26 protein-coding genes are annotated in these 24,162 nt (G+C 63.2%); 2 read left to right on the top strand and 24 right to left on the bottom strand.

The annotated features are described in order from the left end of the window. Positions 1 to 18: 18 nt before the first annotated feature. The 20 genes from era to ACEN8I_RS02155 form a co-directional block, all read right to left on the bottom strand. Entirely contained in the window at positions 19 to 963 is a 945-nt protein-coding gene (gene era, locus ACEN8I_RS02250) for a GTPase Era (RefSeq protein ID WP_413326372.1), read from the bottom strand. Positions 964 to 1,134: 171 nt separating this feature from the next. Continuing rightward, entirely contained in the window at positions 1,135 to 1,836 is a 702-nt protein-coding gene (rnc, locus tag ACEN8I_RS02245) for a ribonuclease III (protein ID WP_007873895.1), read from the bottom strand. Next, the gene (locus ACEN8I_RS02240; protein ID WP_413325835.1) at positions 1,837 to 2,178 is read right to left on the bottom strand and encodes a DUF4845 domain-containing protein; all 342 of its coding nucleotides are present in this window, start codon (positions 2,176 to 2,178) and stop codon (positions 1,837 to 1,839) included. Positions 2,179 to 2,245: 67 nt separating this feature from the next. After that, positions 2,246 to 3,220, bottom strand: a complete 975-nt coding sequence (gene lepB, locus ACEN8I_RS02235) for a signal peptidase I (RefSeq protein WP_413325834.1) — start codon at positions 3,218 to 3,220, stop codon at positions 2,246 to 2,248. A gap of 11 nt (positions 3,221 to 3,231) precedes the next feature. Continuing rightward, the gene (gene lepA, locus ACEN8I_RS02230; protein ID WP_074577666.1) at positions 3,232 to 5,043 is read right to left on the bottom strand and encodes a translation elongation factor 4; all 1,812 of its coding nucleotides are present in this window, start codon (positions 5,041 to 5,043) and stop codon (positions 3,232 to 3,234) included. A gap of 611 nt (positions 5,044 to 5,654) precedes the next feature. Continuing rightward, complete coding sequence (locus ACEN8I_RS02225; RefSeq protein WP_413325831.1) at positions 5,655 to 7,112, bottom strand: DegQ family serine endoprotease; 1,458 nt, start codon at positions 7,110 to 7,112, stop codon at positions 5,655 to 5,657. An 80-nt stretch (positions 7,113 to 7,192) separates the two neighbouring features. Continuing rightward, positions 7,193 to 8,206, bottom strand: a complete 1,014-nt coding sequence (locus ACEN8I_RS02220; RefSeq protein WP_413325829.1) for a MucB/RseB C-terminal domain-containing protein — start codon at positions 8,204 to 8,206, stop codon at positions 7,193 to 7,195. A 36-nt stretch (positions 8,207 to 8,242) separates the two neighbouring features. After that, positions 8,243 to 8,893, bottom strand: coding sequence for a sigma-E factor negative regulatory protein (locus ACEN8I_RS02215; protein WP_413325827.1), 651 nt, complete (start codon positions 8,891 to 8,893; stop codon positions 8,243 to 8,245). A gap of 24 nt (positions 8,894 to 8,917) precedes the next feature. Beyond that, positions 8,918 to 9,562 (bottom strand): RNA polymerase sigma factor RpoE, encoded by a 645-nt coding sequence (rpoE, locus tag ACEN8I_RS02210; RefSeq protein WP_413325825.1) that lies wholly within the window; start codon positions 9,560 to 9,562, stop codon positions 8,918 to 8,920. Continuing rightward, on the bottom strand, positions 9,559 to 10,053 hold the full coding sequence (locus ACEN8I_RS02205; RefSeq protein ID WP_413325823.1) for a hypothetical protein: 495 nt from the start codon (positions 10,051 to 10,053) through the stop codon (positions 9,559 to 9,561). Before ACEN8I_RS02205 ends, rpoE begins: the two co-directional genes overlap by 4 nt. Positions 10,054 to 10,077: 24 nt before the next feature. Then, positions 10,078 to 11,322, bottom strand: coding sequence for a beta-ketoacyl-ACP synthase II (gene fabF / locus ACEN8I_RS02200; protein WP_413325821.1), 1,245 nt, complete (start codon positions 11,320 to 11,322; stop codon positions 10,078 to 10,080). Between the two features lie 84 nt (positions 11,323 to 11,406). Beyond that, positions 11,407 to 11,646, bottom strand: coding sequence for an acyl carrier protein (acpP, locus tag ACEN8I_RS02195; protein WP_007873885.1), 240 nt, complete (start codon positions 11,644 to 11,646; stop codon positions 11,407 to 11,409). Between the two features lie 159 nt (positions 11,647 to 11,805). Next, positions 11,806 to 12,552 (bottom strand): 3-oxoacyl-ACP reductase FabG, encoded by a 747-nt coding sequence (gene fabG / locus ACEN8I_RS02190; protein WP_007873884.1) that lies wholly within the window; start codon positions 12,550 to 12,552, stop codon positions 11,806 to 11,808. Further along, positions 12,549 to 13,499 carry an ACP S-malonyltransferase gene (gene fabD, locus ACEN8I_RS02185; protein WP_413325818.1) on the bottom strand — a complete coding sequence of 317 codons (951 nt, stop codon included), beginning with the start codon at positions 13,497 to 13,499 and terminating at the stop codon, positions 12,549 to 12,551. Before fabD ends, fabG begins: the two co-directional genes overlap by 4 nt. A gap of 92 nt (positions 13,500 to 13,591) precedes the next feature. Further along, positions 13,592 to 14,233, bottom strand: a complete 642-nt coding sequence (locus ACEN8I_RS02180) for a hypothetical protein (RefSeq protein WP_413325816.1) — start codon at positions 14,231 to 14,233, stop codon at positions 13,592 to 13,594. Continuing rightward, positions 14,214 to 15,566, bottom strand: coding sequence for a sialidase family protein (locus tag ACEN8I_RS02175; protein ID WP_413325814.1), 1,353 nt, complete (start codon positions 15,564 to 15,566; stop codon positions 14,214 to 14,216). Before ACEN8I_RS02175 ends, ACEN8I_RS02180 begins: the two co-directional genes overlap by 20 nt. Before the next feature lie 45 nt (positions 15,567 to 15,611). Next, positions 15,612 to 16,589 (bottom strand): beta-ketoacyl-ACP synthase III, encoded by a 978-nt coding sequence (locus ACEN8I_RS02170; RefSeq protein WP_413325812.1) that lies wholly within the window; start codon positions 16,587 to 16,589, stop codon positions 15,612 to 15,614. Between the two features lie 30 nt (positions 16,590 to 16,619). Next, positions 16,620 to 17,705, bottom strand: coding sequence for a phosphate acyltransferase PlsX (gene plsX, locus ACEN8I_RS02165; protein WP_413325810.1), 1,086 nt, complete (start codon positions 17,703 to 17,705; stop codon positions 16,620 to 16,622). An 85-nt stretch (positions 17,706 to 17,790) separates the two neighbouring features. Continuing rightward, complete coding sequence (gene rpmF, locus ACEN8I_RS02160; RefSeq protein ID WP_007873878.1) at positions 17,791 to 17,973, bottom strand: 50S ribosomal protein L32; 183 nt, start codon at positions 17,971 to 17,973, stop codon at positions 17,791 to 17,793. Between the two features lie 239 nt (positions 17,974 to 18,212). Then, positions 18,213 to 18,764 carry a YceD family protein gene (locus ACEN8I_RS02155; RefSeq protein WP_413325808.1) on the bottom strand — a complete coding sequence of 184 codons (552 nt, stop codon included), beginning with the start codon at positions 18,762 to 18,764 and terminating at the stop codon, positions 18,213 to 18,215. Between the two features lie 26 nt (positions 18,765 to 18,790). On the opposite strand from ACEN8I_RS02155, the gene ACEN8I_RS02150 reads away from it, so the two are divergent. Both ACEN8I_RS02150 and ACEN8I_RS02145 read left to right on the top strand, forming a co-directional pair. Next, the gene (locus ACEN8I_RS02150) at positions 18,791 to 19,411 is read left to right on the top strand and encodes a Maf family nucleotide pyrophosphatase (protein WP_413325806.1); all 621 of its coding nucleotides are present in this window, start codon (positions 18,791 to 18,793) and stop codon (positions 19,409 to 19,411) included. Beyond that, the gene (locus ACEN8I_RS02145) at positions 19,408 to 20,175 is read left to right on the top strand and encodes an SAM-dependent methyltransferase (RefSeq protein ID WP_413325804.1); all 768 of its coding nucleotides are present in this window, start codon (positions 19,408 to 19,410) and stop codon (positions 20,173 to 20,175) included. Before ACEN8I_RS02150 ends, ACEN8I_RS02145 begins: the two co-directional genes overlap by 4 nt. A gap of 71 nt (positions 20,176 to 20,246) precedes the next feature. On the opposite strand, the gene ACEN8I_RS02140 is transcribed toward ACEN8I_RS02145, so the two are convergent. Genes ACEN8I_RS02140 through ACEN8I_RS02125 form a run of 4 tightly spaced genes read right to left on the bottom strand, consistent with a single transcriptional unit; the run spans position 20,247 to position 23,544 of the window. After that, positions 20,247 to 21,317 carry a S49 family peptidase gene (locus ACEN8I_RS02140; RefSeq protein ID WP_413325802.1) on the bottom strand — a complete coding sequence of 357 codons (1,071 nt, stop codon included), beginning with the start codon at positions 21,315 to 21,317 and terminating at the stop codon, positions 20,247 to 20,249. A gap of 21 nt (positions 21,318 to 21,338) precedes the next feature. Continuing rightward, positions 21,339 to 21,704, bottom strand: coding sequence for a Rieske (2Fe-2S) protein (locus ACEN8I_RS02135; RefSeq protein ID WP_007873873.1), 366 nt, complete (start codon positions 21,702 to 21,704; stop codon positions 21,339 to 21,341). A 28-nt stretch (positions 21,705 to 21,732) separates the two neighbouring features. Beyond that, positions 21,733 to 22,392, bottom strand: a complete 660-nt coding sequence (locus tag ACEN8I_RS02130; RefSeq protein ID WP_413325800.1) for an HAD family hydrolase — start codon at positions 22,390 to 22,392, stop codon at positions 21,733 to 21,735. Positions 22,393 to 22,440: 48 nt separating this feature from the next. After that, entirely contained in the window at positions 22,441 to 23,544 is a 1,104-nt protein-coding gene (locus tag ACEN8I_RS02125; RefSeq protein WP_413325798.1) for an RluA family pseudouridine synthase, read from the bottom strand. Positions 23,545 to 24,162: the final 618 nt, after the last annotated feature.

Here is a 24,162-nt window from a genome sequence, read left to right as displayed (position 1 = left end):
GGCGGTGCGCAACTCCGCTTACTCGTAGCCGAATGTTTTAACTCTGGCTTCGTCGTCCGCCCAGCCCGAGCGGACCTTGACCCAGATTTCCAGGAACACCTTGCCGCCCGTGAGGGTCTCTAGTTCGTGCCGGGCTTCGGTGCCTATGCGTTTGAGCTTTTCGCCCTTCTCGCCAATGATCATGCCCTTATGGCCGTCGCGCTCGACAATGATGGTGGCGGCGATCTTGCGCAGGGCGCCCTCTTCCTCGTACTGGTCGATGACGACGGTGGAGGTGTAGGGCAGTTCGTCGCCGGTCAGGCGGAACAGCTTTTCACGGATGATCTCGGCGGCCATGAAGCGATCGCTGCGGTCGGTCAGCTCGTCGGCGCCGTACATCCAGGGCTGGACTGGCAGGTATTTTTCGCAAATGCCGAACAGGCGCTCGATGTCCCTGGCGTTGTTGGCCGACATGGGTACGAACTCGGCAAAATTGTGCCTCTCCTGCATCTCCTTGAGCCAGGGGGCGATGTCGGCACGGCGGTGTATCAGGTCGAATTTGTTGGCCAGCAGGATCGCGGGCGTCTTTTCGGGCAGCAGGGCCAGCACCTTGGCATCGGCCTGGTTGAACTGGCCGGCTTCGACGACGAACACAATCAAGTCCACGTCGTTGACGGCACCGACCACGGTGCGGTTCAGCGAGCGGTTCAGCGCGTTGCCGTGCCGGGTCTGGAAGCCCGGCGTGTCGACGAACACATATTGTGTTGCCTTGACCGTGCGCATGCCGGTAATGCGGTGGCGCGTGGTCTGGGCCTTGCGCGAGGTGATGCTGATTTTTTGCCCCACCAGGGCATTGAGCAGGGTGGACTTTCCCACATTGGGCTTGCCGACAATGGCGATCAGGCCGCAGCGCTGCTCGCCGGCGGACGGCGTGTCGGGGGCGGGCACGGCCGCGCCGCGCGAGGACAGGGCCTGCGCCAGCATGGCTTCGAGCGCATCGGGCGGCTGCACCGCCTCTAAAGCTTTGGCCGGCCGCGCCTTGGGCTTGGTAGCGGGCGCTGCTGCGGCAGCGGCCGGTTTCTTGGCTTCTTTTTTACCTGTACTCATAATTTTGGTGTGTTGGCCCGCAGCCTCTGGGCGGCGGCAGGCTTGGAGTCAGGATTCCAGTGTCTTGACAAACATCAGCATGGCTGCTGCGGCAGCCTGCTCGCCGGCCCGGCGCGAACCGCCTATGCCGCGCTCGGCCCGCCCGAACTCCGCGATTTCACACTCGACGTCGAAGGTCTGCTTGTGGGCGGCACCCATGGTGCCCACCACGCGGTAGATGGGCAGGTTCATTTTGCGCCCTTGCAGCCACTCCTGCAATTCGGTCTTGGGGTCCTTGCCGATGGCCTGCATCTGGGGGTTGATCTCGACATCCTTGAAGAGTCGATGCACCAGCCGCGCGGCGGTGTCAAAGCCTGCGTCGAGGTAGACCGCGCCTATCACGGCCTCCAGCGCGTCGGCAAGAATGGAGGGCCGCTTGTGGCCGCCGGACTTGGCCTCGCCCTCGCCCAGACGCACCATCTCGGGCAGGCCCAGCCCGACCGCCAACTTGTGCAGGGTGTCCTGCTTGACCAGGTTGGCGCGCACGCGCGACAGGTCGCCTTCGGGCAGCTCGCTCAGTTGTTCATAGAGCAGGCCGGCCACCGCCAGGTTCAGGACGGAATCGCCCAGAAACTCGATGCGCTCGTTGTGGTCGGACGAAAAACTGCGGTGCGTCAGTGCCTGCAGCAGCAGTTTGGGGTTGGAGAACTCATGCTCCAGGCGCTTTTGCAGCGCCGGCAGGCCCGGGCTCGAGGTGGCGCTGGCTCGCACTTATTTGGATTTGCCGCTGTACTTGAGCAGCAAGAAGGCGGGGCCGGCCATGTGGATTTCCTTGTTGTAGGCGAAGGACACCACGGTTTTGTCGCCTTCCTTGGTCACTTCCAGGTCCTTGCCGCTGATGGACTTGATGTCGTCAATCTGCGCCGCCTTGTCGAAGATGGTGCGGACTTCAACGACGGTATTGCCGTCCCTGGCCTTGTTGACGGCCTTGGTGATGGCCTGGAGCTCAACCAGCGTGGGGAAAACCTGGGCGGCCAGAATCCCCGCGCAGACCAGGATGACGCAGAAAAACAGAAGGCCGATGAAGGAAATGCCGCGTTGCTGATGTTTCATTTTTTCTCCTGCTCTGACTAGAAAACCCTCCGGCCCGCCGTCCCGGACGGCGCTGCCGCCCATATTGCTATTCGAAAGAGCCGATACGTTTGAGGTTGCCGAAATTCATCCAGACAAAAAAGGCCTTACCCACGATATTGGCCTCCGGGACAAAGCCCCAATAGCGCGAATCCTGCGAATTATCGCGGTTGTCGCCCATCATGAAGTACTGCCCCTCAGGCACCTTGCAGACCATGCCTTCGCTACTGTAACGGCAATTTTGCTTGAAAGGAAAGTCCATGACCTCACGCTCGTCCAGTCCGGCGCGCCGTGTGTCGTCATTGAGCAGGCGGTATTTCTTGCCGCCGTTGACCTCTTCGAATTGCTTGGCGTAGCGCAGCACGTCCTCGTCAAAGAAATCCGGCAACGGCGTCTTGGGCAGGGGTTTGCCGTTGATGGTCAACTTTTTGTTGATGTAGGCCACTTCGTCCCCGGGCACGCCGACCACGCGCTTGATGTAGTCCAGGCTGGGCTTGGGCGGGTAGCGAAACACCATCACGTCGCCGCGCTGCGGGCTCTGGTTGTTGATGACCTTGATGTTCAGCACGGGCAGGCGCACGCCGTAGTGGAATTTGTTGACCAGGATCAGGTCGTTGATCAGCAGCGTCGGGATCATCGAGCCGGAGGGGATCTTGAAGGGCTCGAACAGGAAGGAGCGCAGCAGGAAAACCACCACGATCACCGGGAACAGGCCGGCGGTCCAGTCCAGCCACCAGGGCTGCATGATGAGCCGGGCGCGGGCTTCTCCGAGATTGTTGTTGTCGACCTGGGTAATGCCTTTTTGGGCCAGCTCGGCCTGGCGCCTGGCGGCGCTTTCCTCTAGCGCCGCGGCGGCCCTGTAGCGCTGCGGCAGGAAATAAAAGCGCTCGGCCAGCCAGTAGATGCCGGTGACCACCGATGCCAGGAACAGCAGCAGGGAGAAGTTGCCTTCGACGATGCCGAAGTACCAGGCGGCGCCGTAACCCACAAAGGCCGCCAGCACCACGGCCGTGATCGTGCTCATTGCGCCGCGCATCAGTCTTCCACCTGCAATATGGCCAGGAAAGCTTCCTGGGGTACTTCAACGGAACCGATTTGTTTCATGCGTTTTTTACCCGCTTTTTGTTTCTCTAGGAGCTTGCGCTTACGTGAAATATCGCCGCCGTAGCATTTGGCGATCACGTTCTTGCGAAGCGCCTTGATTGTCTCACGCGCAATAATGTTGGCCCCGATAGCGGCCTGGATCGCGACGTCGAATTGCTGGCGCGAAATGATCTCGCGCATCTTGGCGACCACCGCCCGCCCGCGGTAGGCCGACTGGCTGCGGTGGACGATGATGGACAGCGCGTCCACCTTCTCGCCATTGAGCAGGATGTCGACCTTCACCACATCCGAAGCCCGGAATTCCTTGAACTCGTAGTCCATGGACGCGTAACCGCGCGAGACGGACTTGAGCTTGTCGAAGAAGTCCAGAACGATCTCGCCCAGCGGCATCTCGTAGGTCAGCATGACCTGCTTGCCGTGGTAGGCCATGTTCAGCTGGATGCCGCGCTTCTGGTTGGCCAGCGTCATGACGGCACCCACGTAGTCCTGCGGCATGTACAGGTGCACGGTCACGATGGGCTCGCGGATCTCGTTGACGCGCCCGGCGTCCGGGATTTTGGACGGGTTCTCGACCATGATGGTCTCGCCGTCGGACTTGAGCACCTCATAGACGACGCTGGGCGCCGTCGTGATCAGGTCCTGGTCGAACTCCCGCTCCAGCCGCTCCTGGACGATCTCCATGTGCAGCAGGCCCAGGAAGCCGCAGCGAAAGCCGAAACCCAGGGCTTCGCTGACCTCGGGCTCGTAGTGCAGCGAGGCGTCGTTGAGCTTGAGCTTTTCCAGCGCGTCCCGCAGGGATTCGTACTCGCTGGCCTCGGAGGGATAAAGCCCGGCAAAAACGGCGGGCTGGATTTCCTTGAAGCCGGGCAGCGCCTCGGTGGCGGTGAATGCCGCGCCACCGGTGCCGGGCTTGACCAGCGTGACGGTGTCGCCCACGCGGGCGGCCTGCAGTTCCTTGATGCCGGCGATCACAAAACCCACTTCGCCGGGCTCCAGCGACTGGCGCGGCTCGGTGTGCGGGGTGAAGACCCCCAGTTGCTCGGCGTTGTACATCGCCTCGCTGGCCATCAGCTTGATGCGGTCGCCCCTGGCGAGCCGGCCGTCGACCACCCGCACCAGCATGACCACGCCCACATAGGCGTCGTACCAGCTGTCGATGATCATGGCCCGCAGCGGGCCGTCCGGATTGCCCTTGGGCGAGGGAATCCGGGCGACGATGGCTTCCAGGATTTCGTCGATGCCCATGCCGGTCTTGGCGCTGCAGGGGATCGCGTCGGTCGCGTCTATGCCGATGACCTCCTCGATTTCCTGCTTGGCGTTTTCGGGGTCGGCCTGCGGCAAGTCCATCTTGTTGAGCACCGGCACGACCTCCACGCCGAGATCCAGCGCGGTGTAGCAGTTGGCGACGGTCTGCGCCTCCACGCCCTGGCTCGCGTCCACCACCAGCAGCGCGCCCTCGCATGCGGACAGCGAGCGGCTGACCTCATAAGAGAAGTCGACGTGGCCCGGCGTGTCGATCAGATTGAGGTTGTAAACCTCGCCGTTGAGTGCCTTGTATTTGAGCGCAGCGGTCTGCGCCTTGATGGTTATCCCACGCTCTTTTTCGATGTCCATCGAATCCAGAACCTGCGCGCTCATCTCGCGGTCCTGCAAACCACCGCAGCGCTGGATGAGTCGATCGGCCAAGGTGGATTTGCCGTGATCAATGTGCGCAATGATCGAAAAATTTCTGATGTGATTCATCAACGAGAACGCCTAAGTACTTGAAAGTATTGCGAAGAGATTGGGTGCGATTCGCGAGGGGCCATAAAAAAGGGCGCGTCGATTAGCGACGCGCCCTGAACCAACAATCTATGGCAACTGCGATAGTTGGAACTTCATTGTAGGCAAAAAGCCAGAGCCGAACAGTCCCGAAATTGCCATATTTTTGTCGTTGCAGGCTAGCAACAGGAATCTTATACACAACTTATTCACATTTTTAAACTGCATGTCTCTGAACAACTTGTGGGTGATCTGTGGATCAGTGTGTATTACCCAAAATCAAGTTGGAAAGCGGGATTTTGGAGTCCCCGATATATCCAAAAGACACAGAGGCAAGCCCCTATTCTACCGAAATCCGTCCGTGACTCGATTTCGTTGTAAGTAAACACTAACAAAAAGCAAGTACCGGGCCGTCGAAAAATATATTTTTGGGGAGCTTAAAAAAGGCCCGGATGCCGGCAAAACCCATAAACCCCAGCAGGGTATGGGGGCCTTCCGGGCCCGTCGGCGGCTCTCGGTGCCAGGGCACGGGGCCCGGCCTGAACGAGAACGGGCCCGGTGGTTCAACCTGGGACGGGCCCTGCGATGCCGGTTTAACGCGCGGGCCGGATCAGCGCGTACTGCGCCCATTCACCGCGGCGGAACAGCACATTGATGGCTTTGGTCTTGTCGATCTTGGCAAGGGCCGCTTCGAATTCCTTGACGCTGGTGACTTCCGAATTGGCGATGGCCACGATCACGTCGCCCTCGCGAAGCCCTGCGCGCGAAGCCGCGGCTTCGGCTGTGTCCACCTTGACGCCGCCCTTGATCTTGAGTTCCTTCTTCTGCGCATCGCTCACTTCGCTGACCACCAGGCCCAGCGCCTGGGCCGCACCCACGGCCGGCGCCTTGGGTTCGGGGCCCGAAGCCTTGCGTGCCGGCTTTTCAGGCTCGACCTCGCCGATGGTGACCGAGAGGTCCTTGCTCGCGCCGCGCCTGAAGACGGTCACCACGGCCTTGGTGCCGGGCTTCACGTTGCCGACCATGCGCGGCAGGTCGCTGGATTTTTCGATGGGCTTGCCGTCGAACTTGATGATGATGTCGCCGGCCTCGATGCCGGCTTTTTCGGCGGGTGCGCCGCTTTCAACGCCGCGGACCAGAGCGCCCTGGGCCTTGCCCAGGCCTATGGATTCCGCCACGTCCTTGGTGACCTGGTCGATCTGCACGCCGATACGGCCGCGCGTGACCCTGCCGCTGCTGCGCAGCTGGTCGGATACGCGGGCGGCCTCATCGATGGGGATGGCAAAGGAGATACCCTGGAAACCGCCCGAGCGCGAATAGATCTGGCTGTTGATGCCCACCACTTCGCCGCGCATATTGATCAGCGGGCCGCCGGAGTTGCCCGGGTTGATGGCCACGTCGGTCTGGATGAAGGGCAGGTAGTCGCCGGTGTCGCGCTGCTTGGCGCTCACGATGCCCGCCGTCACGGTGTTCTCAAGGCCGAAGGGCGAGCCTATGGCCATCACCCATTCGCCCACCTTGAGGCGGTTGATATCGCCGATCTTGACGGCCGGCAGGCCGGTCGCCTCGATCTTGACCACGGCCACGTCGCTGCGCTTGTCGGCGCCGATGATCTTGGCCTTGAACTCGCGCTTGTCCGCCAGGGTGACGAGAACCTCATCGGCGCCCTCCACCACGTGGGCGTTGGTCATGACGAAGCCGTCCGCCGTCAGGATGAAACCGGAACCCACGCCGCGCGGCTGGTCTTCGTCGGGTTGCCCGCGGTCGGGCCGCGGCACGCGCGGCATATTGGGCGGGACCGGGATGCCGAAGCGCTTGAAGAACTCCAGCATCTGCTCATCGGCGCTTCCGCCGGCCGAGGGCTTGGCTTTTTCCAGGGTGCGGATATTGACCACCGACGGGCCGACCTGCTCCACCAGGTCGGTGAAATCGGGCAATGTGCGGGTTTGCGCCCAGGTCGGGGCCACGGGCACCAGCGTAGCGACTGCGGCAGCCGCCACCAGACCGGCGGTCAGGCAGGAGCGCAGGGGTTTCCAGTTCAATTCAAGCATCGTCAGCCTCGTCAAAAATAGGGGTCATCAGGCGAACCAGCTCGCCGGGGGGAAGCCGGCAGCGGGAGCGCCAGGGCATATTATTTCTTGCGCTCCAGGCCATTGGCAAAGAGCTTCAGGGTAGCCATGGGGACTTCACCCATGACGGTGACCCAATAAGTGTCGAGCTGGCGGGTGATGGTCTGCGTGGCGCCCATCGACAGGCTGGACTCTCTCTCGTGGCGTTGCCGGTCAAAGGGCTCCACAAAGACGGACACCGAGGCCAGGCCGTCCGAAAAAATCCATTGCAGGGGTTCCTCGCCGGGCACCGGATTGGCGGTCGCCGGCCGCTTGTAGCAACTCATGGGCTTGAAGCCCGCCACCGGCGCCTTCAGGACCCAGCCTTCGGCGCTGGCGGTGGTTTTTACCAGGACCGGTTTCTCGACACGGTAGCCTTCGACTTTGCCCATCATCTGCAGCAGCTTGTCCATCTTGACCGGGGCATCGAGCTGCAACTCGGAAAACGCCGCCTGCTCCAGCACCTTGCCGTCGGTGTCCAGCGTCTGCAGCTTCACGACCAGGCCTTTTTTCTGCTCGGTCCAGACACGGTAACCAAAGCGCATATTGTCCTTGGGCACCAGCAGCACGATGTCGGCTTCGACGCCGGCCACGCGCTCGGCGCCCTCCTGCTTGACCTTGTAGTAATCGGCAATACGGCCGTCGGCCGACTGCAGCAGTTGCGGGAACATGCCCAGCGACTCGCGCTTTTCACTGCGGACCACCTTGTGGTCGGGCATGAAGGTGACCACCTGGTCGTTGTGGCGAAAGATGGAGCGCGGCGCGCCCGTGAGTGTCTCGACCCGCTCCATCTGCTGGTCGCCCTCGCAGACATGCCAGATCTTGGCGCTGGACATGGCACCGCCCGACGAGACCACAAAGGTGCCGATGTAGGAACGCTTTCGGGAGGCCTCATGCATGCGCATCAGCCAGTCGTTGATGCTGCGGGATTCCACGGCCGATGCTGCGGGGGCAGGCGTAGCCTGCGCCGCCACGTAGCCCACGGCCGGCAAGGTGCATCCTGCCAGGGCGAGAAGACGGAGTAGCTTGAGGTTCATGGTGTCGCCAAAGCCCGGTAGCGGTGCAGCCTGCGCTCAGCGCGCCGCATTGCGGGGCGTCTCGAAAGTGGCATTGCGCAGAAAGCCCGAAGGCTCCTGCAGGGCCGAGGTGCCGCCCAGCTGTTTGTGCGCGGCCAGCAGTTCCTCAAGCCGTGCATCGCGCACCACGGGGCCTTGAGGCGAAGCGACCACCACCACCTGCTGGGCAGAAGTGGGGGAAGTGGGCGCCTGGGCCAGCTGCGGCGCGACGGCCGGGGCCAGCAGGCCGGCGGCATTCCATGCGATGGCGGACACCGCCGCGAGCGAGGCAAAGCCCGCCACCAGCTTCCAGCGGAACTCGCCGTCGTTGGCAGCCGAGCTGCGGTGATCAGGCAGGGCCGCAGGCAAATGCTGGACAGCCGGCGGGACGTGACGAGGGACAGAGGCCGGCGAGGCTTCCTGTGCCAGGCGCTGGTTCAGGCGGCTGAGAAATGCCGGGTCCGCGCCGCGCGCATCATGGGAGGAACGCAGCGCATCGCCGATCAGGTGATAGGTGGCCCAGCACGCGACCGCCGAATCATCGTGCCGGCTGGCGTGAAGCGCGGCCGCAAAGTCTTCCCCGCCCAGCTGCCCATCGGCCAGGGCGGACATGAGTTCGCTGGTTTGCATAGACGGTTTCATGATGTTCTTGGTATTCGTGGGGTTCATGGATGGCTCCTGGCTGCCGCGGCCTTACCAGCGCTTGCCGCTCTGGTTTTCCAGCAAAGGCTTTACCTTCTGCGAAATCGCTTCACGCGCCCTGAAAATCCGGGACCGCACCGTGCCTATGGGGCAATCCATGGCCTCCGAGATCTCTTCATAGCTCAACCCTTCGATTTCACGCAGGGTGATGGCCTGGCGGAGCTCCTCCGGCAAGGCTTCCATGGCGGCATTGATGATTTCCGCGATTTCCTTGCTGGCCAGCACGGCATCCGGCGTTTCCGAGCTTGTTAGTTCGTTTTCCAGCGGGGAAGTTTCATCGCTTTCGTCGCTTTGGCCCGATTTGAAGGCATTTTCGGAAACGGTCGGGTCCCGTTTGAGGTCCATCAGGGCTTTTTTCGCAGTATTCACCGCGATCCGGTACAACCAGGTGTAAAACTGGGCCTCACCCCTGAACTGCGCCAGGGCCCGGTAGGCCCGGATAAACGTTTCCTGGGCGATGTCCTCCACCAGATCCACGTCGCGGACCATGCGGCCTATCAGGCGCTGGATGCGCCGCTGGTATTTGATGACCAGCAGCTCATAGGCTTTCTGGTCGCCCGCGACCGTGCGCTCGACCAGCATGGCGTCGCTGTCGGTGGCTTTTTCAAGCGGCAAAAGTGGCAGGTCGGCGCTCATGAAGGGTTTGGCCCGCCGTCTAAGGAGTGCATAGCCCCCGATACTGCCACAGCTGCTTTGTGCGGCGAATAAACCGCCCTGCGCAAGTCCAGCCAGCGCTCGGGCATGCTGCGCCGCTCCATCCAGAGCCATAAACAGGCGTGGGCCTGGTTTTCAAGCCGCAGCAGCAAGATGTTCTGGAAATCAGCCAGGATCGACAGGCCGTATTCGGCAACACCGGCCTGGTAGCCCGGGCTTTCCCAGCGCCAGACCTCGCCGTCCCAGGCAAGCTGGCCTGCCGGGGCGTTTCGCCACCCGATATAGGCCGCTGCACCGGCTGCGGCAACACAAACAAGCGCCAGCGCGATACGCCAGTCGAGCCGCCCCGCACCCTGGAACAACCAAAGCAGGGTCAGCAACAGGCCGCAAAGCCACAGGCCCAGCAAGAGCGCGCCCAGAAAACGCGAACGCCCCAACGGATAAACAACCGGAGGGGCGTTGTGCGTGGCCAAGGGCTTGCGGAGCGCGGGTACCAATCAGGCGCGCTTGAAAACCAACGTACCGTTGGTGCCGCCGAAGCCGAAGTTGTTTTTCACGGCAACTTCGATCCTGGCGTCACGCGCGGTATTGGCGCAGTAGTCGAGGTCGCACTCGGGGTCCTGGTTGAAGATATTGATGGTCGGCGGGATCTTCTGATGGTGCAGAGAGAGCACGGTAAACACCGATTCAATGCCGCCGGCCCCGCCCAGCAGGTGGCCGGTCATGGATTTGGTGGAGCTGACCATCAGCTTTTTAGCATGGTCGCCGAAAGCCGCCTTGATGGCATTGGTCTCGTTAAGGTCGCCCAGCGGCGTGGACGTGCCGTGCGCATTAAGGTATTGGACCTCGTCGGCGTTGACACCGGCGTTCTTCAGGGCCATCACCATGGAGCGGCGCGGGCCGTCGATGTCGGGCGCGGTCATGTGGTACGCATCGGCGCTCATGCCGAAGCCGGTCAGCTCGGCATAAATTTTTGCGCCGCGGGCCTTGGCGTGTTCGTACTCTTCGAGCACCAGCACGCCGCCGCCCTCACCCAGCACAAAACCGTCGCGATCCTTGTCCCAGGGACGCGAGGCCGTTTTCGGGTCTTCGTTGCGGGTGGACAAAGCACGGGCTGCCGCGAAGCCGCCTATGCCCAGGGGCGACACGCAGGATTCCGCGCCGCCGGCCACCATGACGTCGCAATCACCGTACTCAATCATGCGGGCCGACAGGCCGATCGCGTGAAGGCCGGTGGTGCAGGCCGTAACGACCGCGACGTTCGGGCCCTTGAAGCCGAACTTGATGGACACATGCCCCGAGATCATGTTGATGATCGAGGCGGGCACAAAAAACGGAGATATCCGGCGCGGGCCGCGATTGACCAGTTCGGAATGCATCTGCTCGATCATGGGCAAGCCGCCGATTCCCGAACCGATATTGCAGCCTATACGCGTGGCCAGCTCGCCATCAAGTGCCTCGCCGGTCGGCAAGCCGCTATCGGCCACCGCCTGGCAGGCCGCGGCCAGGCCCAGGTGGATGAACCGGTCCATGTGCCGGGCTTCTTTTTCGGGGATGTAGTCCGCGATGTTGAAGCCCTTGACCTCGCCGGCGAATTTGCAGGCGAGGTTGCTGGCATCAAACCCGGTGACAAGATCAATCCCGGGCTTGCCGGCAAGAAGATTGGCCCAGGATTCGGCCACGGTATTACCTACCGGGCTGACGCAACCCAGACCTGTCACGACGACACGACGACGGCTCATTCAGAAATCCTGAAAAGAACCTGAAAAGGCCCTGTGGCTTTTCAGGCTTGGTGACGGCTGAGTCACAGGCGCGAACCTGCGACCTCAGGCCTTTTGATGGGTGTTCGCGTAGTCAATCGCGTTCTGGACGGTGGTGATCTTCTCGGCGTCTTCGTCGGGAATCTCAATGCCGAACTCGTCTTCCAGAGCCATAACCAGTTCTACGGTGTCAAGGGAGTCAGCGCCCAGATCGGCCACAAAGGCTTTTTCATTGGTGACCTGGCCTTCTTCCACGCCGAGTTGTTCGGCAATGATTTTCTTAACACGTGCTTCGATATCGCTCATAGTTCCCTCTGAGGGTTGTAAATTAATCCGTGATTTTACCGCGTTAGAGTCGTTTCCCTAAGCGCCGGGCCGGACGGATAAAAACCGGCTTCGATTTCCCGTGTTTTACCACTGTCAAGCCGCGGTTTTCATGAAACCGCCGCCTGACGGCCCCCAGGCCTACATATACATGCCGCCGTTGACGTGAATCTCCTGGCCGGTGATGTAAGCCGCCTGCGGGCTGGCCACAAAGGCCACGGCGTGCGCAATGTCTTGCGGCTTGCCCAAGTGGCCCAGCGGTATCTGCCCCAGCAGCGCTTTTTGCTGCTCTTCGGGCAAACCGGCCGTCATGTCGGTCTCGATAAAGCCCGGCGCTACACAATTGACGGTGATGTTGCGCGAACCGAGCTCGCGCGCCAGCGCGCGCGTCATGCCGGCCACGCCGGCTTTGGCGGCCGCGTAATTGGACTGGCCCGCATTGCCCGAGGCGCCGACCACCGAGGTGATGCTGATGATGCGGCCGTAACGCTGCTTCATCATGGTGCGCATCACCGCACGGCTCATGCGGAACACGGCCTTGAGGTTGGTGTCCAGCACGGCGTCCCAGTCCTCGTCCTTCAGGCGCATCGCCAGCATGTCGCGCGTGATACCCGCGTTGTTGACCAGCACCTGCAAACCGCCGTGCTCTTTGACGATGGCCTCGATCAGCGCTTCGGCCGCGGCGGCGTCATTCACGTTCAGGTTCTTGCCGGCGCAGCCCGGGAAGGCCGCGAGGGCCTGGCCAATTTTGGCCGCGCCTTCGTCGCTGGTTGCAGTGCCTATGACCTTGAGGCCCTTCTGGGCCAACTCGAGCGCGATGGCCGCGCCGATGCCGCGCGATGCACCGGTGACCAGCGCGACCTGGCCTTCAAACTTCACTTCGCTCATGCCAGTAACTCCTTCACTTCCGCCAGCGAGGCGGGATCAAACAGGGGGATGCCCGTCAATTCGGGATCGATTCTTTTGGCCATGCCGGCCAGCACCTTGCCCGGCCCGCATTCGACCAGCGTCGTGAGGCCGCGCGCCTTGATGGCTTGCACGCACTCCACCCAGCGCACGGGACCGAAGGCCTGGCGATACAGCGCCGCGCGAATGCGGTCCGCGTCTGTCTCGACGGCCACGTCGATGTTGTTGACCACCGGGATTTTCGGCGCCGCGAAATCGACGGCGGCCAGCTTTTCACGCAGTTTCTCGGCCGCGGGTTTCATGAGGCTGGAATGGAAGGGAGCCGACACCGGCAGCGGCAAGGCGCGCTTGGCGCCATTGGCCTTGAGCACTTCACAGGCTTTCTCGACCGCGGCCTTGCTGCCCGCAATGACAGTCTGCATCGGGTCATTGAAATTGACGGCCTCCACCACTTCGGCGGTGTTGCCGCCGAAACTGCGCGCAGCCTCGGCGCAGCCTTCGATCACCCTGGAGGCTTCCATGCCCAGGATGGCCGCCATCGCGCCGACGCCAACCGGCACCGCATCCTGCATGGCCTGCGCGCGAAAGCGCACCAGCGGCGCGGCCTGCGCAAGCGTCAGCACGCCGGAAGCCACCAGCGCGGAGTATTCGCCCAGCGAATGGCCCGCCACAGCGGCCGGCGCTACGCCGGTCTCTGCCATCCAGGCGCGGCAGGCCGCCACGCCGGCGACCAGCATCACAGGCTGGGTGTTGGTGGTCAGGGCCAGCGCTTCCTTGGGGCCCTCCTTGATCAAGCGGCCCACATCCTCGCCCAGCGCCTCCGAGGCCTCGGCCAGCGTCTGCGCGATCACGGGATGGTCGCCCCAGGCGTCCAGCATGCCGACCGACTGCGAGCCCTGGCCGGGAAAAACAATGGCAAACGATTTCAAATGATTACTCCATGGATCGAATTCTTGGATCGCGCAAAGGCGTCCGCATGCATTTTAAGAAGATGAGCAGCCATTTTTTGAAGCGCGTACTGTCAAGCCGAGGACGGCATGCCGCCATGACGCGCAGCCCGCAGCCGCGCAAGACCCCAATTGATTACCGATTTGATGCACTGAAAAATCGCCGCAACCGCCAGCCAGGGGTCTATGAGGTAATCCCACAGATTGGTGGATTCCAGCGCGCCGGCCACCCAGGCCAGCAAAGCCAGGGCCACCAGTGTGGGCAGCAGGCGCAAGCCCCCGGCCCAGCACACCAGCGACAGCGCCAGAAGCACCGCCCAGAGGGCTGGCGAACCCCATCCCAGCCGGTAGGCATCCCAATCGCCCCAGCCCAGAGCCAGCGGATACAGGAACAAGGCGCAGGCCGCGATGGCAAGGCTCAGCGCCATGCGCTCACGCTGCGGAGCGGGGGGCATGCCGTGCAGGCGGCGGTACATGCCCAGGCAGGCGATGAGCACCAGCGAAATGCTCAGGTCCGAGCTGATGCCGCGCACATACGCGACCAGCGGCAAACGGGCCGGGCCCACCGGGCACCACAGCAGTACAAACACCGCGGCACCGGCCCACTTGCCCCAGGGCGTGACGCCATGCCGCCAGCTGAGCAAGCGCAGGCAGCCGGCGCTGAGCACCAGGTTGATGCCAAGCAGGGCGATCAGGTCATTTACCGGGGGAAACATGGCCGGGCGCCGCTTGCGCGGCCTCTAGGGTTTGCAGGGGATCCAGCCGCACATGCTTGATGCGCGTGCGGTGCCAGGTATAGACAAGGTGCAGGTAGCCGTCGCGGCTTTGCAGCAGGTAGGGATAGGAAAACTCCTGGGAGCAGCTCTGGCCGCCGCACAGCTGGCGCCGGGCGCTGGCCACATAGGCCTGGGCCTCGCCGTCGCTGGCGCCGCGGGCCTTGAGTTCCTGGGTCAGCAGGCGCTCGTAGTCGGCCATGGATGTGCGTGCCTGCGGATTGACGGAGGACTCCACGATCCAGGGCGTCACGCCGTCAAATGAGCCACCCGCGGCGGTCTGCAGCAAGGCCAGTGTTTCGCGGTTGCGGGGCGCCGGGTTCAGGGCCAGCCATTGCGTGCCGCTGTTCGTCATGGTGCCGGCCAGGGCGGAATCCGGATTGGGCCAGGCGCTTGCATGGGCCGGCAACCAGGTCTTGCCGGCATCGGTGGTGCTTGAGGCCATCAGCGCCGTGGCATTGCCCGAACGCATATAGACCTGTGCCTTCTCCGGCCCCGACACCAGGACCACTGGCTGCAAGCTGGTGCGGCTGCCCGGGATGCGAACCTTGTCGACAACCTGGCCCTGGGCGTTGAGGCGCAGGACTTCAGCGAACTTGGCGACGAACTCGTGGTACACCGGCAAGCCGGTTTCACCATTCTCGAAGATGACGGGTGTGCCCTTGACCAGGGTGCTGATGTTCAGGAAGGGCGAGGTCACCAGCCGGCGCGGCGCGCTCCAGCTCGCGCCTTCGTCAGTGGAGCGCGCCCAGCTGATGGAACTACCGGCCCACCCCCCCAGCGAAACATTGACCATCCATAGGTTCAGCGAGCCATCGGGCGCGCGGGCAATTACCGGGTTGCCGATTTTCTTGACATAGCGCCAGAGGCCCTGCTGCAGCGCCTGCCGGTCGAACAGCGTGCTTTCCGCGCCCCAGCGCAAACCGGTGGCGTCCGTCGCGGCGCTCTGGATGGTGACGTCGCCTGCGCCTTCGCGCGAGCCCGAAAACCAGACCGCCCGCAACCGGCCGTCGCGCAGTTCCACCAGGGAGGCTGCATGCACGGCCTGGCCGGGAGAGGACGACACAAACTGCGCGTCAAAACGGAAACGGCCGTCGGGTGAGCGCTGCTGTGCCGGCGAATGAGTGCGAGGCGGCCCTTGGAGCGCATCGGTGGACGGCACCGCAAATGGGGAAGCCGCCGGCTGCTGCAGGACCTTCCATCCGGCCAGGGCGAAGGCCAGCACCAGCAAGGCGGCTGTAAGGCGCTCCAGTGCACCGGACGGTTTGAAATTCAAGTGCCCACCTGTCTGTGAAAGCCTGGCGGATGGGTAGGGAGCCGCTCAGTACTTGAGAAGCACCGCACCCCAGGTAAAGCCGCCGCCCACGCCTTCGAGCATGAGGGTGTCGCCTTTTTGGATCTTGCCGCTACGCACGGCCGTATCCAGCGCAAGCGGGATGGAGGCGGCGGAGGTGTTGCCGTGCTGGTCGACCGTGACGATGAGCTTTTCGAGCGGCATCTTCAGTTTTTTGGCCGTGCTCTGCATGATGCGGATGTTCGCCTGGTGCGGGATCAGCCAATCGATGTCGGCGTCGGTCAGGTTGGCTTTTGCCAGCGTGGCGCGCGCGGCGCTTTCGAGCACGCCCACCGCCAGCTTGAACACGGCCTGGCCGTCCATCTTGAGCAGCGGGTCGCCCAGGATCTGGCCGCCCGAGACGTTGCCGGGCACACAGAGGATGCCGACATGCTTGCCGTCGGCATGCAGGTCGCTGGCGAGGATGCCGGGCGTCTCCGAAGCCTCGAGCACCACGGCGCCGGCGCCGTCGCCGAAGAGCACGCAGGTGGTGCGGTCCGAAAAATCCAGGATGCGCGAGAACACTTCAGCACCTATCACCAGCGCCTTGCTGGCCGAGCCGGTGCGTATCATGGCGTCGGCCACGGTCAGCGCATAGACGAAACCGCTGCACACGGCCTGCACGTCAAAGGCCGCGCAGCCGGCGATGCCCAGCTTGTTTTGCAAAATGCAGGCGGCCGACGGGAACACCATGTCGGGTGTCGAGGTCGCCACGATGATGAGGTCGATATCGGATGCTTGCAGGCCCGCAGCCTGCAGGGCATTTTTGGCGGCTTCCACACCCAGGTCGCTGCTGGTCACATCGGGCGCGGCAAAGTGGCGGGCCCGGATGCCGGTGCGCTCCACAATCCATTCGTCGGAGGTTTCCACGCCTCGGGTGGCCAGGTCGGCGGCCAGTTCGGCGTTGGTCAGTCGGCGCGGCGGCAAATAACTACCGGTGCCGGTGATGCGTGAGTAACGGGTCATTAATGAGTGGCCGGTGTTGAAACTGCTGAGTCAACTGGCATTGAGGAGGGCTTCGGCGGGCGCATCGACGGGGGATGCCGCCTGCGCCGCAACCAGCAAGGGGGCCGCATGGGCGATGCGTTCGCGAACTCTCTCAAGCAAATTGTTCCGAGCCGCATCATAAGCCCGATTCAGCGCCCTCTCAAAAGCGAAGGCGTCCGCCGAGCCGTGGCTCTTGAAGACCAGGCCTTGCAGGCCCAGCAAGGCCGCACCGTTGTAACGCCTGTGGTCAACCCGGTTTTTAAATGCAGTTAGAACCGGATAAGCAATGATGGCGGAAATTTTCGTGAAGATATTGCGAGAAAACTCGGTTTTGATGAAACCGCCAATCATGCTGGCAAGGCCCTCGCTAGCCTTGAGCGCCACATTGCCCACAAAACCGTCACAGACCACGATGTCCGTCGTTCCCTTGAAAATATCATTGCCCTCGACATTTCCGTAGAAATTCAAATCACCGGAATTGGAAGCAGATCGCAACAGTTCACCGGCTTTTTTAATCATTTCACTGCCTTTTATCGCCTCTTCTCCGATATTGAGCAGGCCGACGCTGGGCGTGGCGTTGGTGGTGATAGCCGCCACCAGGGCGGAGCCCATCACAGCGAACTGCAGCAGGTGGTCTTCGGTGCAATCGACATTGGCGCCCAGGTCCAGCACGGTGGTGGCACCGCCCAGGGCATTGGGCAACTGGGTGGCGATGGCCGGACGGTCTATGCCTTCCAGGGTCTTGAGCACGTAGCGGGCAATCGCCATCAGCGCGCCGGTATTGCCGGCCGACACGGCCGCCTGGGCCACGCCATCCTTGACCTGGTTCATCGCGACCCGCATCGAGGAATTTTTCTTGCGCCGCAACGCAATTTCGATGGGATCGTCCATGGTGACGATCTCGCTGGCAGGAACAATCTGGCAGCGCGGATGGGCCTGGAGCCACGCATGCAAGGGATGCGCGGCCAGCACCTCGGGCTGGCCCACGAGCACCACGGCAGCGTCGGGATGGCCGTCCAGAAAAGCCATGCTGGCGGGCAAGGTCACGGCGGGACCGATATCGCCGCCCATGGCATCGACAGCAATCCTGATCATGAGGCGACCGGTGCAGTCAAGAGGTGGGATTCAGGCAAAAGAAAGGCCCGCAGGATGAGTGCGGGCCCATGCTCAAAGCGTGGAATTACGCTTCGGATTTGGTTTTCAGCACCTTGCGGCCACGGTAGAAACCGGTGGGGCTGATGTGGTGGCGCAGGTGGGTTTCGCCGGTGGTGGACTCCACGGCAATGCCTGGCACGGTGAGTGCGTTGTGCGAACGGTGCATACCGCGCTTCGAAGGTGACTTTTTGTTTTGCTGGACGGCCATGATCCGCTCCTGATGGGGTGTTAGGTTGGTAAATTACGCACCAAATTCCGAGTTCAGACAGCTGGACCTGAATATCGGCCCATGACAGCCTGAGCGCCATGACACCGTATCCACCGCATTGGTACGCGAAGCCTTTGATTATAGCTTGATGCAGTGGTATTTTCATCACCCCGGCCTCAGACGGACGAAATGTCCATGAATCCAGTGGTTTTTCGCATGAATTTAGTAATTAAAAATTACTACTTTTTATTCTTCAGCTGCGCCAGCACGGCAAAGGGATTGGGTTTTCCGGCAGGCTTACCCGTCTCACCCGGCTCCTCCACATCACCGGCCTGAAGCTTGGGGGTGACCGGGCACTCCTCATGCATGGGCACCAGGGGCAAGGCCATCAGCAGCTCGTCTTCCAGAACGGCGAGCAGGTTGAACTGGGGCTCCATCACCAGCAGGTCCTCTTCGGACTGGTCGTCCTCGGCCATCGCGATGTCTTCGCTGGCCACAAAGCGGTACCACTGGTCCACCTCCACCGGCGTCTGGACCACGCCCATGCAGCGCTGGCAGGTCAGCGGAACGCTTGCCTGGGCCTGCAAGTGCAGCCACACCTCATCATCGGCGCCGGTGCGCGGGCGCAACTCGCCGCGCGCCTCCCATTGAACAGTCGAATCGGCCTGCAGCCCTTGTGTTTCCTCGGCAAGGCGCTCCAGATTTTGTAGCGGAGTGGTTTCAGCGAGCGCCACACCCTCCTGGGCAAACGCTTTCATGTTGAGCCGGCTGGGCTGAAGGGGTCTGGACATGGATGCAGTGTAAGAGAATCGGGGCCATGACCCTTGTTTCCCCTCCCACCATAAGCCGCCCTCTCGTATTGGGTTCGACCTCACGCTACCGCCGCGAATTGCTGGAGCGGCTGCACATTCCGTTTGAGGTGGCCGCGCCCGAGGTGGACGAAACCCCGCAGCCCGGCGAGGCCCCGCAGGCCCTGGCCGAGCGCCTGGCCCTGGCCAAGGCCCGCGCGGTGGCAGCAGCCTTTCCGGGCGCGGTCGTCATAGGCTCCGATCAGGTAGCCGACCTGGACGGCGAGCCGCTGGGTAAGCCCGGCACCCATGAAAAAGCCGTTGCACAGCTGCGCCGCATGCGCGGACGCACCGTGATTTTCCAGACCGCCGTGGCCGTGGTGTGCCTGGAAACCGGCTACGAAGCGCAAAGCCTGGCGCCGGTGAAGGTGAAATTCCGAGCGCTGAGCGACGATGAAATCGAACACTACCTGCGCATCGAGCAGCCTTACGACTGCGCGGGCAGTGCCAAAAGCGAAGGCCTGGGCATCGCGCTGCTGGAATCCATAGACAACGATGACCCGACGGCCCTGATCGGCCTGCCGCTGATACGCACCTGCCGGCTGATCCAGGCCGCAGGCGTCCAGCTGTTGTCCGGAGGCCGGCTATGAGCGCCGCCGTGAAGGGCAAGCTCTACCTGGTGCCGGCACCGCTGGATTTCGGTTGCGACACGCAGGCGCCGCTGCAGGACGTCATGCCGCTGCAAACCCTGCAGCTCGCATCGCGGCTGTCCTGCTGGATTTGCGAGAACGCCAAAAGCACGCGTGCCTACCTCAAGCGCATAGACGCACTGCAGCCGCTGGCCGCGCCGCTGCAGTCGCTGCAGATCCAGGAACTGCCGCGCGAGGTCCATAAAAAAGGCGATCACGGCGGCAACTTCGACGCGCGTCCCCTGCTGGCGGCCGCCCTGGAAGGCCGCGACATGGGCCTAGTCAGCGAAGCCGGCATGCCGGCGATTGCCGACCCGGGCTCCTCCGTGGTGCGCGCAGCGCACGACCTGGGGCTGCAAGTCGTGCCGCTCACGGGCCCGATGTCGCTGATGCTGGCGCTGGCCGCCAGCGGCCTCAACGGCCAAAGCTTCGCCTTTGCCGGCTATGTGCCGCAAACGCCGGCCGAGCGCGCGCAGCGCCTGCGCGAACTGGAATCGCTGGCGCTGAAATCCGGCCAGACCCAGCTCTTTATCGAAACTCCTTACCGCAACGCGGCCCTGCTCCAGTCGCTGCTGCAAACACTGCAGGGCAACACCCGGCTGGCGCTGAGCTGCGGCCTGACCCTGGGTGCGGCCTGGTCGCACAGTGCACAGGTGAGCAGCTGGAAGCGCGACAAGCCCCAGGCGCCGCTGGACTTGCCGACCGTATTTGCAATAGGCCGCTAAAAACGGCCGCCGCAACGGCCACAAAAAAGCCCGCATGACGCGGGCTTTTTAACGAGGCAAACGCCTGGCGATCAACGCAGCGCGGGAATCGCCTTGAAAGCCTTCATCGCACCTTCGCCCATGGCCGCGCCGAACTTCTTGGCCAGGCGTTCGGCCACGTTGTCGCGGCGCGTGTAGTCGATGATTTCGTCGGTCTTGACCACTTCGCGCGCAACGTAATCGAGGTTGCCGAGCTGGTCGGCCAGCCCCAGTTCCACGGCCTGCTGGCCGCTCCAGAACAGGCCGCTGAACATCTCGGGCGTTTCCTTCAGGCGCTTGCCGCGACCGGCTTTCACCACCGCGATGAACTGCTGGTGGATCTGGTCCAGCATGGCCTGCGCGAAGACGCGCTGCTTTTCGTTTTGCGGGCTGAAGGGGTCCAGAAAGCCCTTGTTCTCGCCGGCAGTCAGCAGGCGGCGCTCCACGCCCAGCTTGTCCATCAGGCCGGTAAAGCCGAAGCCGTCCATCAGCACACCTATGCTGCCCACGATGCTGGCCTTGTCGACATAAATCTTGTCGGCCGAGACGGCGATGTAATAGGCGGCGGAGGCGCAGGTTTCCTCAACCACGGCGTAGACCGGCTTCTTGTGCTTGGCCTTCAGGCGCAGGATCTCGTCGTTCATCATGCCGGCCTGCACGGGGCTGCCGCCGGGGGAATTGATCAGCAGCACGATGGCCTTGGCGCCATCGTCCTCAAAGGCCGCGCGCAGGGCCGCATTGACGAACTCGGCGCTGGCATCGGCGCCCGCAGCGATCTCACCCTTGATTTCCACCACGGCGGTATGCGGCACGGTCGCGTCGCTGGCCGGCGTGCCGCGGTGCAGCGCCATCCAGACCAGGGCGACAAAAAACGCCAGCCAGGCCAGGCGCACAAAAGTCTTCCAGCGCCGCGTGGCCTTTTGCTCGTTGAGCGCGGCGAAGGCCAGCTTCTCCAGCGTTGCACGCTCCCAGCCCGGGGCTCCGGTCGGGTCTGCCGCGGATTTTTTCGCCTGGTTCACCGGGTTGTTATAGGGCGGAAGGGATTCCGGCTGATTAGGCCGGAAGTCCGATTCGCGCAGCAAATCGGGATCTGTGGAGGGCTCGGGGCGTTGGGGATCGTTCATGGTCACTAGTTTAGAGAGGTATTAGAACTGTAACGGTTTAAGGTTGTAAGCAGAATGCCAATAAACAACCCCCTCCGATTCGGAAAGTGCGATTTTGATCAGGCCGCCCTGGCAGGGCCCGCCCGCGCACTGGCCGGTGTCGGGGCGGTAGGCGGCGCCATGGCTGGCGCACAGCAGCCATTGGCCCTGGTCGTCAAACACCCGGTTGGGCTGCCAGTCGAGTTCCATCGCGACATGGCTGCAGCGATTGAGATAGGCATGGACCACGCCCTCGAAACGCACGGCGAAAGCACGGCAGGTCTGGCCGGCATAGACCACGTCAAACGGCACCGCCAGCCCGCCTTCGAGCAGGTCGCGACTGTTGCACAGGGCTTGCCGTTCGTCCATGGACTTCGATGCCTCTTAACGCCGGACTTCAGCCATGGGCCAGCAGCCAGTCCTGCAGCTCCGGCACCGAATGCGCGACGTGGCGCGGTGCCAGCACGGCGAAGCTGTCGGGTTCGTGCGCGCCGTAGCTCACGCCCACGCTGGGGCAGCCGGCATTAAGTGCCATTTGCAGGTCATGCGTGGTGTCGCCCACCATCAGCACACGCTCGGGCGCGACGTCGAACTCGGCCATCAACTCGTGCAGCATGCGTGGGTCGGGTTTGCCGGCCGTCTCGTCGGCGGTGCGCGAGCCGTCGAACATGCCCTTGAGCTCCACGGTGCGCAGCACCTCGTCGAGGCCGCGGCGCGACTTGCCGGTGGCCACCGCGAGCAGGTGGCCGCGCGCCTTCAGGGCGTCGAGCAGGGGCAGCACGCCGTCAAACAGGCTCAGGTCGTCGTAGTGCGCAGCGTAGTGGTGGCGGTAGCGCTCGCCGAGCAGCGGGTATTTTTCAGGCGGCACGTCGGGCGCGGCGTGGGCCAGCGCCTGCATGAGGCCCAGGCCGATCACGTAACCGGCTTCCTTGTCAGTCGGCACCGTGCCGCCCACGTCGTGCACCGCGGCCTGGATGCAGCGCACGATGATGCCGGTCGAATCAAACAGCGTGCCGTCCCAGTCAAAGGCGATCAGGTCGAAATTTCGGGTTTGCATATCGCCCTATTGTCGCCGTGGCCGCCGCACCTTGTCGCGGCATGGGCCTTAAACCACGTTCTCAGTCGCCGCCGGCAAAAACTGCTGCAGCTCGGGCGGCAGGGGCGCCTGCAGGTGCACGACCTTGCGCAGCTTGGGGTGATTGAATTTCAGGCTCCAGGCATGCAAAAACATGCGCTTGAGCGGCACCGCGCCGCCCGCGGTTTTCTGCAGCGCCCGGTTCAGCTCGAAATCGCCGTATTTGTCGTCGCCCGCAATCGGGTGGCCTTCATTGGCCAGGTGCACGCGGATCTGGTGCGTGCGGCCCGTCTTGATGGTGACTTCCAGCAAGGTAAAAGGCGTCGCCGGCGCCAGCGAGCTGGCGGGAACGGCCGCCCTGACTTTCACCAGCGTCACAGAACGCATGCCGTCGGGATGGTCGTTGTCCACCACTTTGACGCGCCGCTCGCCGTCGGGCAGCAAATACTTGTGCAGTGCCTTATCGATCACGCGGTGTCTGGCCGGCCAGTCGCCGCCGACCAGCGCCAGGTAGACCTTGTCGGTTTCACGCTCGCGGAACTGCTCCTGCAGCAGCTTGAGCGCCATGCGCCGCTTGGCGATCAGCAGGATGCCGCTGGTTTCGCGGTCCAGCCGGTGCACCAGTTCCAGGAAGTCGGCGTCCGGCCGCGCCATGCGCAACTGCTCGATCACGCCAAAGCTCACGCCGCTGCCGCCGTGTACGGCCACGCCGGCCGGTTTGTCGATGGCCAGCACAAAATCGTCTTCAAACAGGATGGGGAATTCGCGCGACGGCGCATAGCCTCCCGTGGTGGAACTCGCGCCGTGGCGGGCGATTTCCTGGGCCATGGCCTCGGCCTTCTGGCCGGCGCGCTCGGAGGTGCGCACCGGTGGCAGGCGCACCACGTCGCCGGCCTCCACGCGCGTGTCGGCCTGCGCCCTGCCCTTGTTCACCCTGACCTCGCCGCTGCGGATGATGCGGTAAACATGGGTTTTGGGCACGCCCTTGAGCTGGCGGATCAAAAAGTTGTCCAGCCGCTGGCCGGCGTAGTCCTCGTCAACAGTCACCAGCGTGGCCTGGGGCGCCGCCGGGGCCGGCGCCTGGGCAATGGGCGGAGTTGAGGCGGCTACAGGTTTGGGCCTGGCGGCGGCCACGGGCGGGCGACCCGGTGTTTTCCCGGGTTTCCTTGCCAAGCCCCTGGCTGACCCTATAATGTGTTTCACTAGCGATGCGCTGTAAGTGGTTGATTTGTCTGGAGTTTAGTCCACACACGTCCCCGGCCCTGAAAAGGCGAACAAGCAGCCTCGCTGGAAGGTCGATGCCCACGCCGGCAATTGCCCGCAAGCGACGAGTGCCAGGCACCTCGCGGCGAGCATCTTGCACGGTAGACGAGTCGACGTTTTGCGAACACAACTACGGAATACCATGTGCGCAGCCCAAGTCATGAACAACAGGCTGCTCACGGATCCAGCCGAGATCAAGTCCTTTAACGGGTAGCCCTCTGATGACAACACTGGTCAGTCTGATTTATATATGCCTGCGGCGCCTCACGACATTCGTGGGCCCCGCATTCGGCATGAATCAGCCGCCAGCCTTTGTGCAGTGGGCGCCAGCAGCCGCGCTTTGCGCGGCACCCACCCGTTTGACCCCTGCTCGCTCCATCCACGCGCCTACGCCCAGACCACGTCGCTGACCGATTCATTTCGGTCGGCCGCGCGCCGTCAAAAGCTCTCCGGCAATTCCTCCACGTTCGCACTGCGTCCCTCCGGCGT

It is taken from the genome of Polaromonas sp. CT11-55 (assembly GCF_047303325.1).
Classification (GTDB): Bacteria; Pseudomonadota; Gammaproteobacteria; order Burkholderiales; family Burkholderiaceae_C; genus Polaromonas.
Note: the sequence above shows the minus strand (reverse complement) of the source record. Positions and strands in the feature narration are given on the sequence as shown.

Coding starts and splice junctions, on each gene's coding strand:
- ACEN8I_RS02225 (WP_413325831.1), bottom strand. CDS start 7,112: ATGCTTGAATTGAACTGGAAACCCCTGCGCTCCTGCCTGACCGCCGGT.
- lepB (WP_413325834.1), bottom strand. CDS start 3,220: ATGAGCACGATCACGGCCGTGGTGCTGGCGGCCTTTGTGGGTTACGGC.
- lepA (WP_074577666.1), bottom strand. CDS start 5,043: ATGAATCACATCAGAAATTTTTCGATCATTGCGCACATTGATCACGGC.
- ACEN8I_RS02215 (WP_413325827.1), bottom strand. CDS start 8,893: ATGAACCCCACGAATACCAAGAACATCATGAAACCGTCTATGCAAACC.
- ACEN8I_RS02155 (WP_413325808.1), bottom strand. CDS start 18,764: ATGTCCAGACCCCTTCAGCCCAGCCGGCTCAACATGAAAGCGTTTGCC.
- ACEN8I_RS02240 (WP_413325835.1), bottom strand. CDS start 2,178: ATGAAACATCAGCAACGCGGCATTTCCTTCATCGGCCTTCTGTTTTTC.
- ACEN8I_RS02135 (WP_007873873.1), bottom strand. CDS start 21,704: ATGGACGAACGGCAAGCCCTGTGCAACAGTCGCGACCTGCTCGAAGGC.
- ACEN8I_RS02140 (WP_413325802.1), bottom strand. CDS start 21,317: ATGAACGATCCCCAACGCCCCGAGCCCTCCACAGATCCCGATTTGCTG.
- ACEN8I_RS02145 (WP_413325804.1), top strand. CDS start 19,408: ATGAGCGCCGCCGTGAAGGGCAAGCTCTACCTGGTGCCGGCACCGCTG.
- ACEN8I_RS02130 (WP_413325800.1), bottom strand. CDS start 22,392: ATGCAAACCCGAAATTTCGACCTGATCGCCTTTGACTGGGACGGCACG.
- rpoE (WP_413325825.1), bottom strand. CDS start 9,562: ATGAGCGCCGACCTGCCACTTTTGCCGCTTGAAAAAGCCACCGACAGC.
- ACEN8I_RS02180 (WP_413325816.1), bottom strand. CDS start 14,233: ATGTTTCCCCCGGTAAATGACCTGATCGCCCTGCTTGGCATCAACCTG.
- fabG (WP_007873884.1), bottom strand. CDS start 12,552: ATGAGCGAAGTGAAGTTTGAAGGCCAGGTCGCGCTGGTCACCGGTGCA.
- era (WP_413326372.1), bottom strand. CDS start 963: ATGCTGGCGCAGGCCCTGTCCTCGCGCGGCGCGGCCGTGCCCGCCCCC.
- acpP (WP_007873885.1), bottom strand. CDS start 11,646: ATGAGCGATATCGAAGCACGTGTTAAGAAAATCATTGCCGAACAACTC.
- fabF (WP_413325821.1), bottom strand. CDS start 11,322: ATGAGCCGTCGTCGTGTCGTCGTGACAGGTCTGGGTTGCGTCAGCCCG.
- rpmF (WP_007873878.1), bottom strand. CDS start 17,973: ATGGCCGTCCAGCAAAACAAAAAGTCACCTTCGAAGCGCGGTATGCAC.
- ACEN8I_RS02220 (WP_413325829.1), bottom strand. CDS start 8,206: ATGAACCTCAAGCTACTCCGTCTTCTCGCCCTGGCAGGATGCACCTTG.
- ACEN8I_RS02170 (WP_413325812.1), bottom strand. CDS start 16,589: ATGACCCGTTACTCACGCATCACCGGCACCGGTAGTTATTTGCCGCCG.
- plsX (WP_413325810.1), bottom strand. CDS start 17,705: ATGATCAGGATTGCTGTCGATGCCATGGGCGGCGATATCGGTCCCGCC.
- ACEN8I_RS02150 (WP_413325806.1), top strand. CDS start 18,791: ATGACCCTTGTTTCCCCTCCCACCATAAGCCGCCCTCTCGTATTGGGT.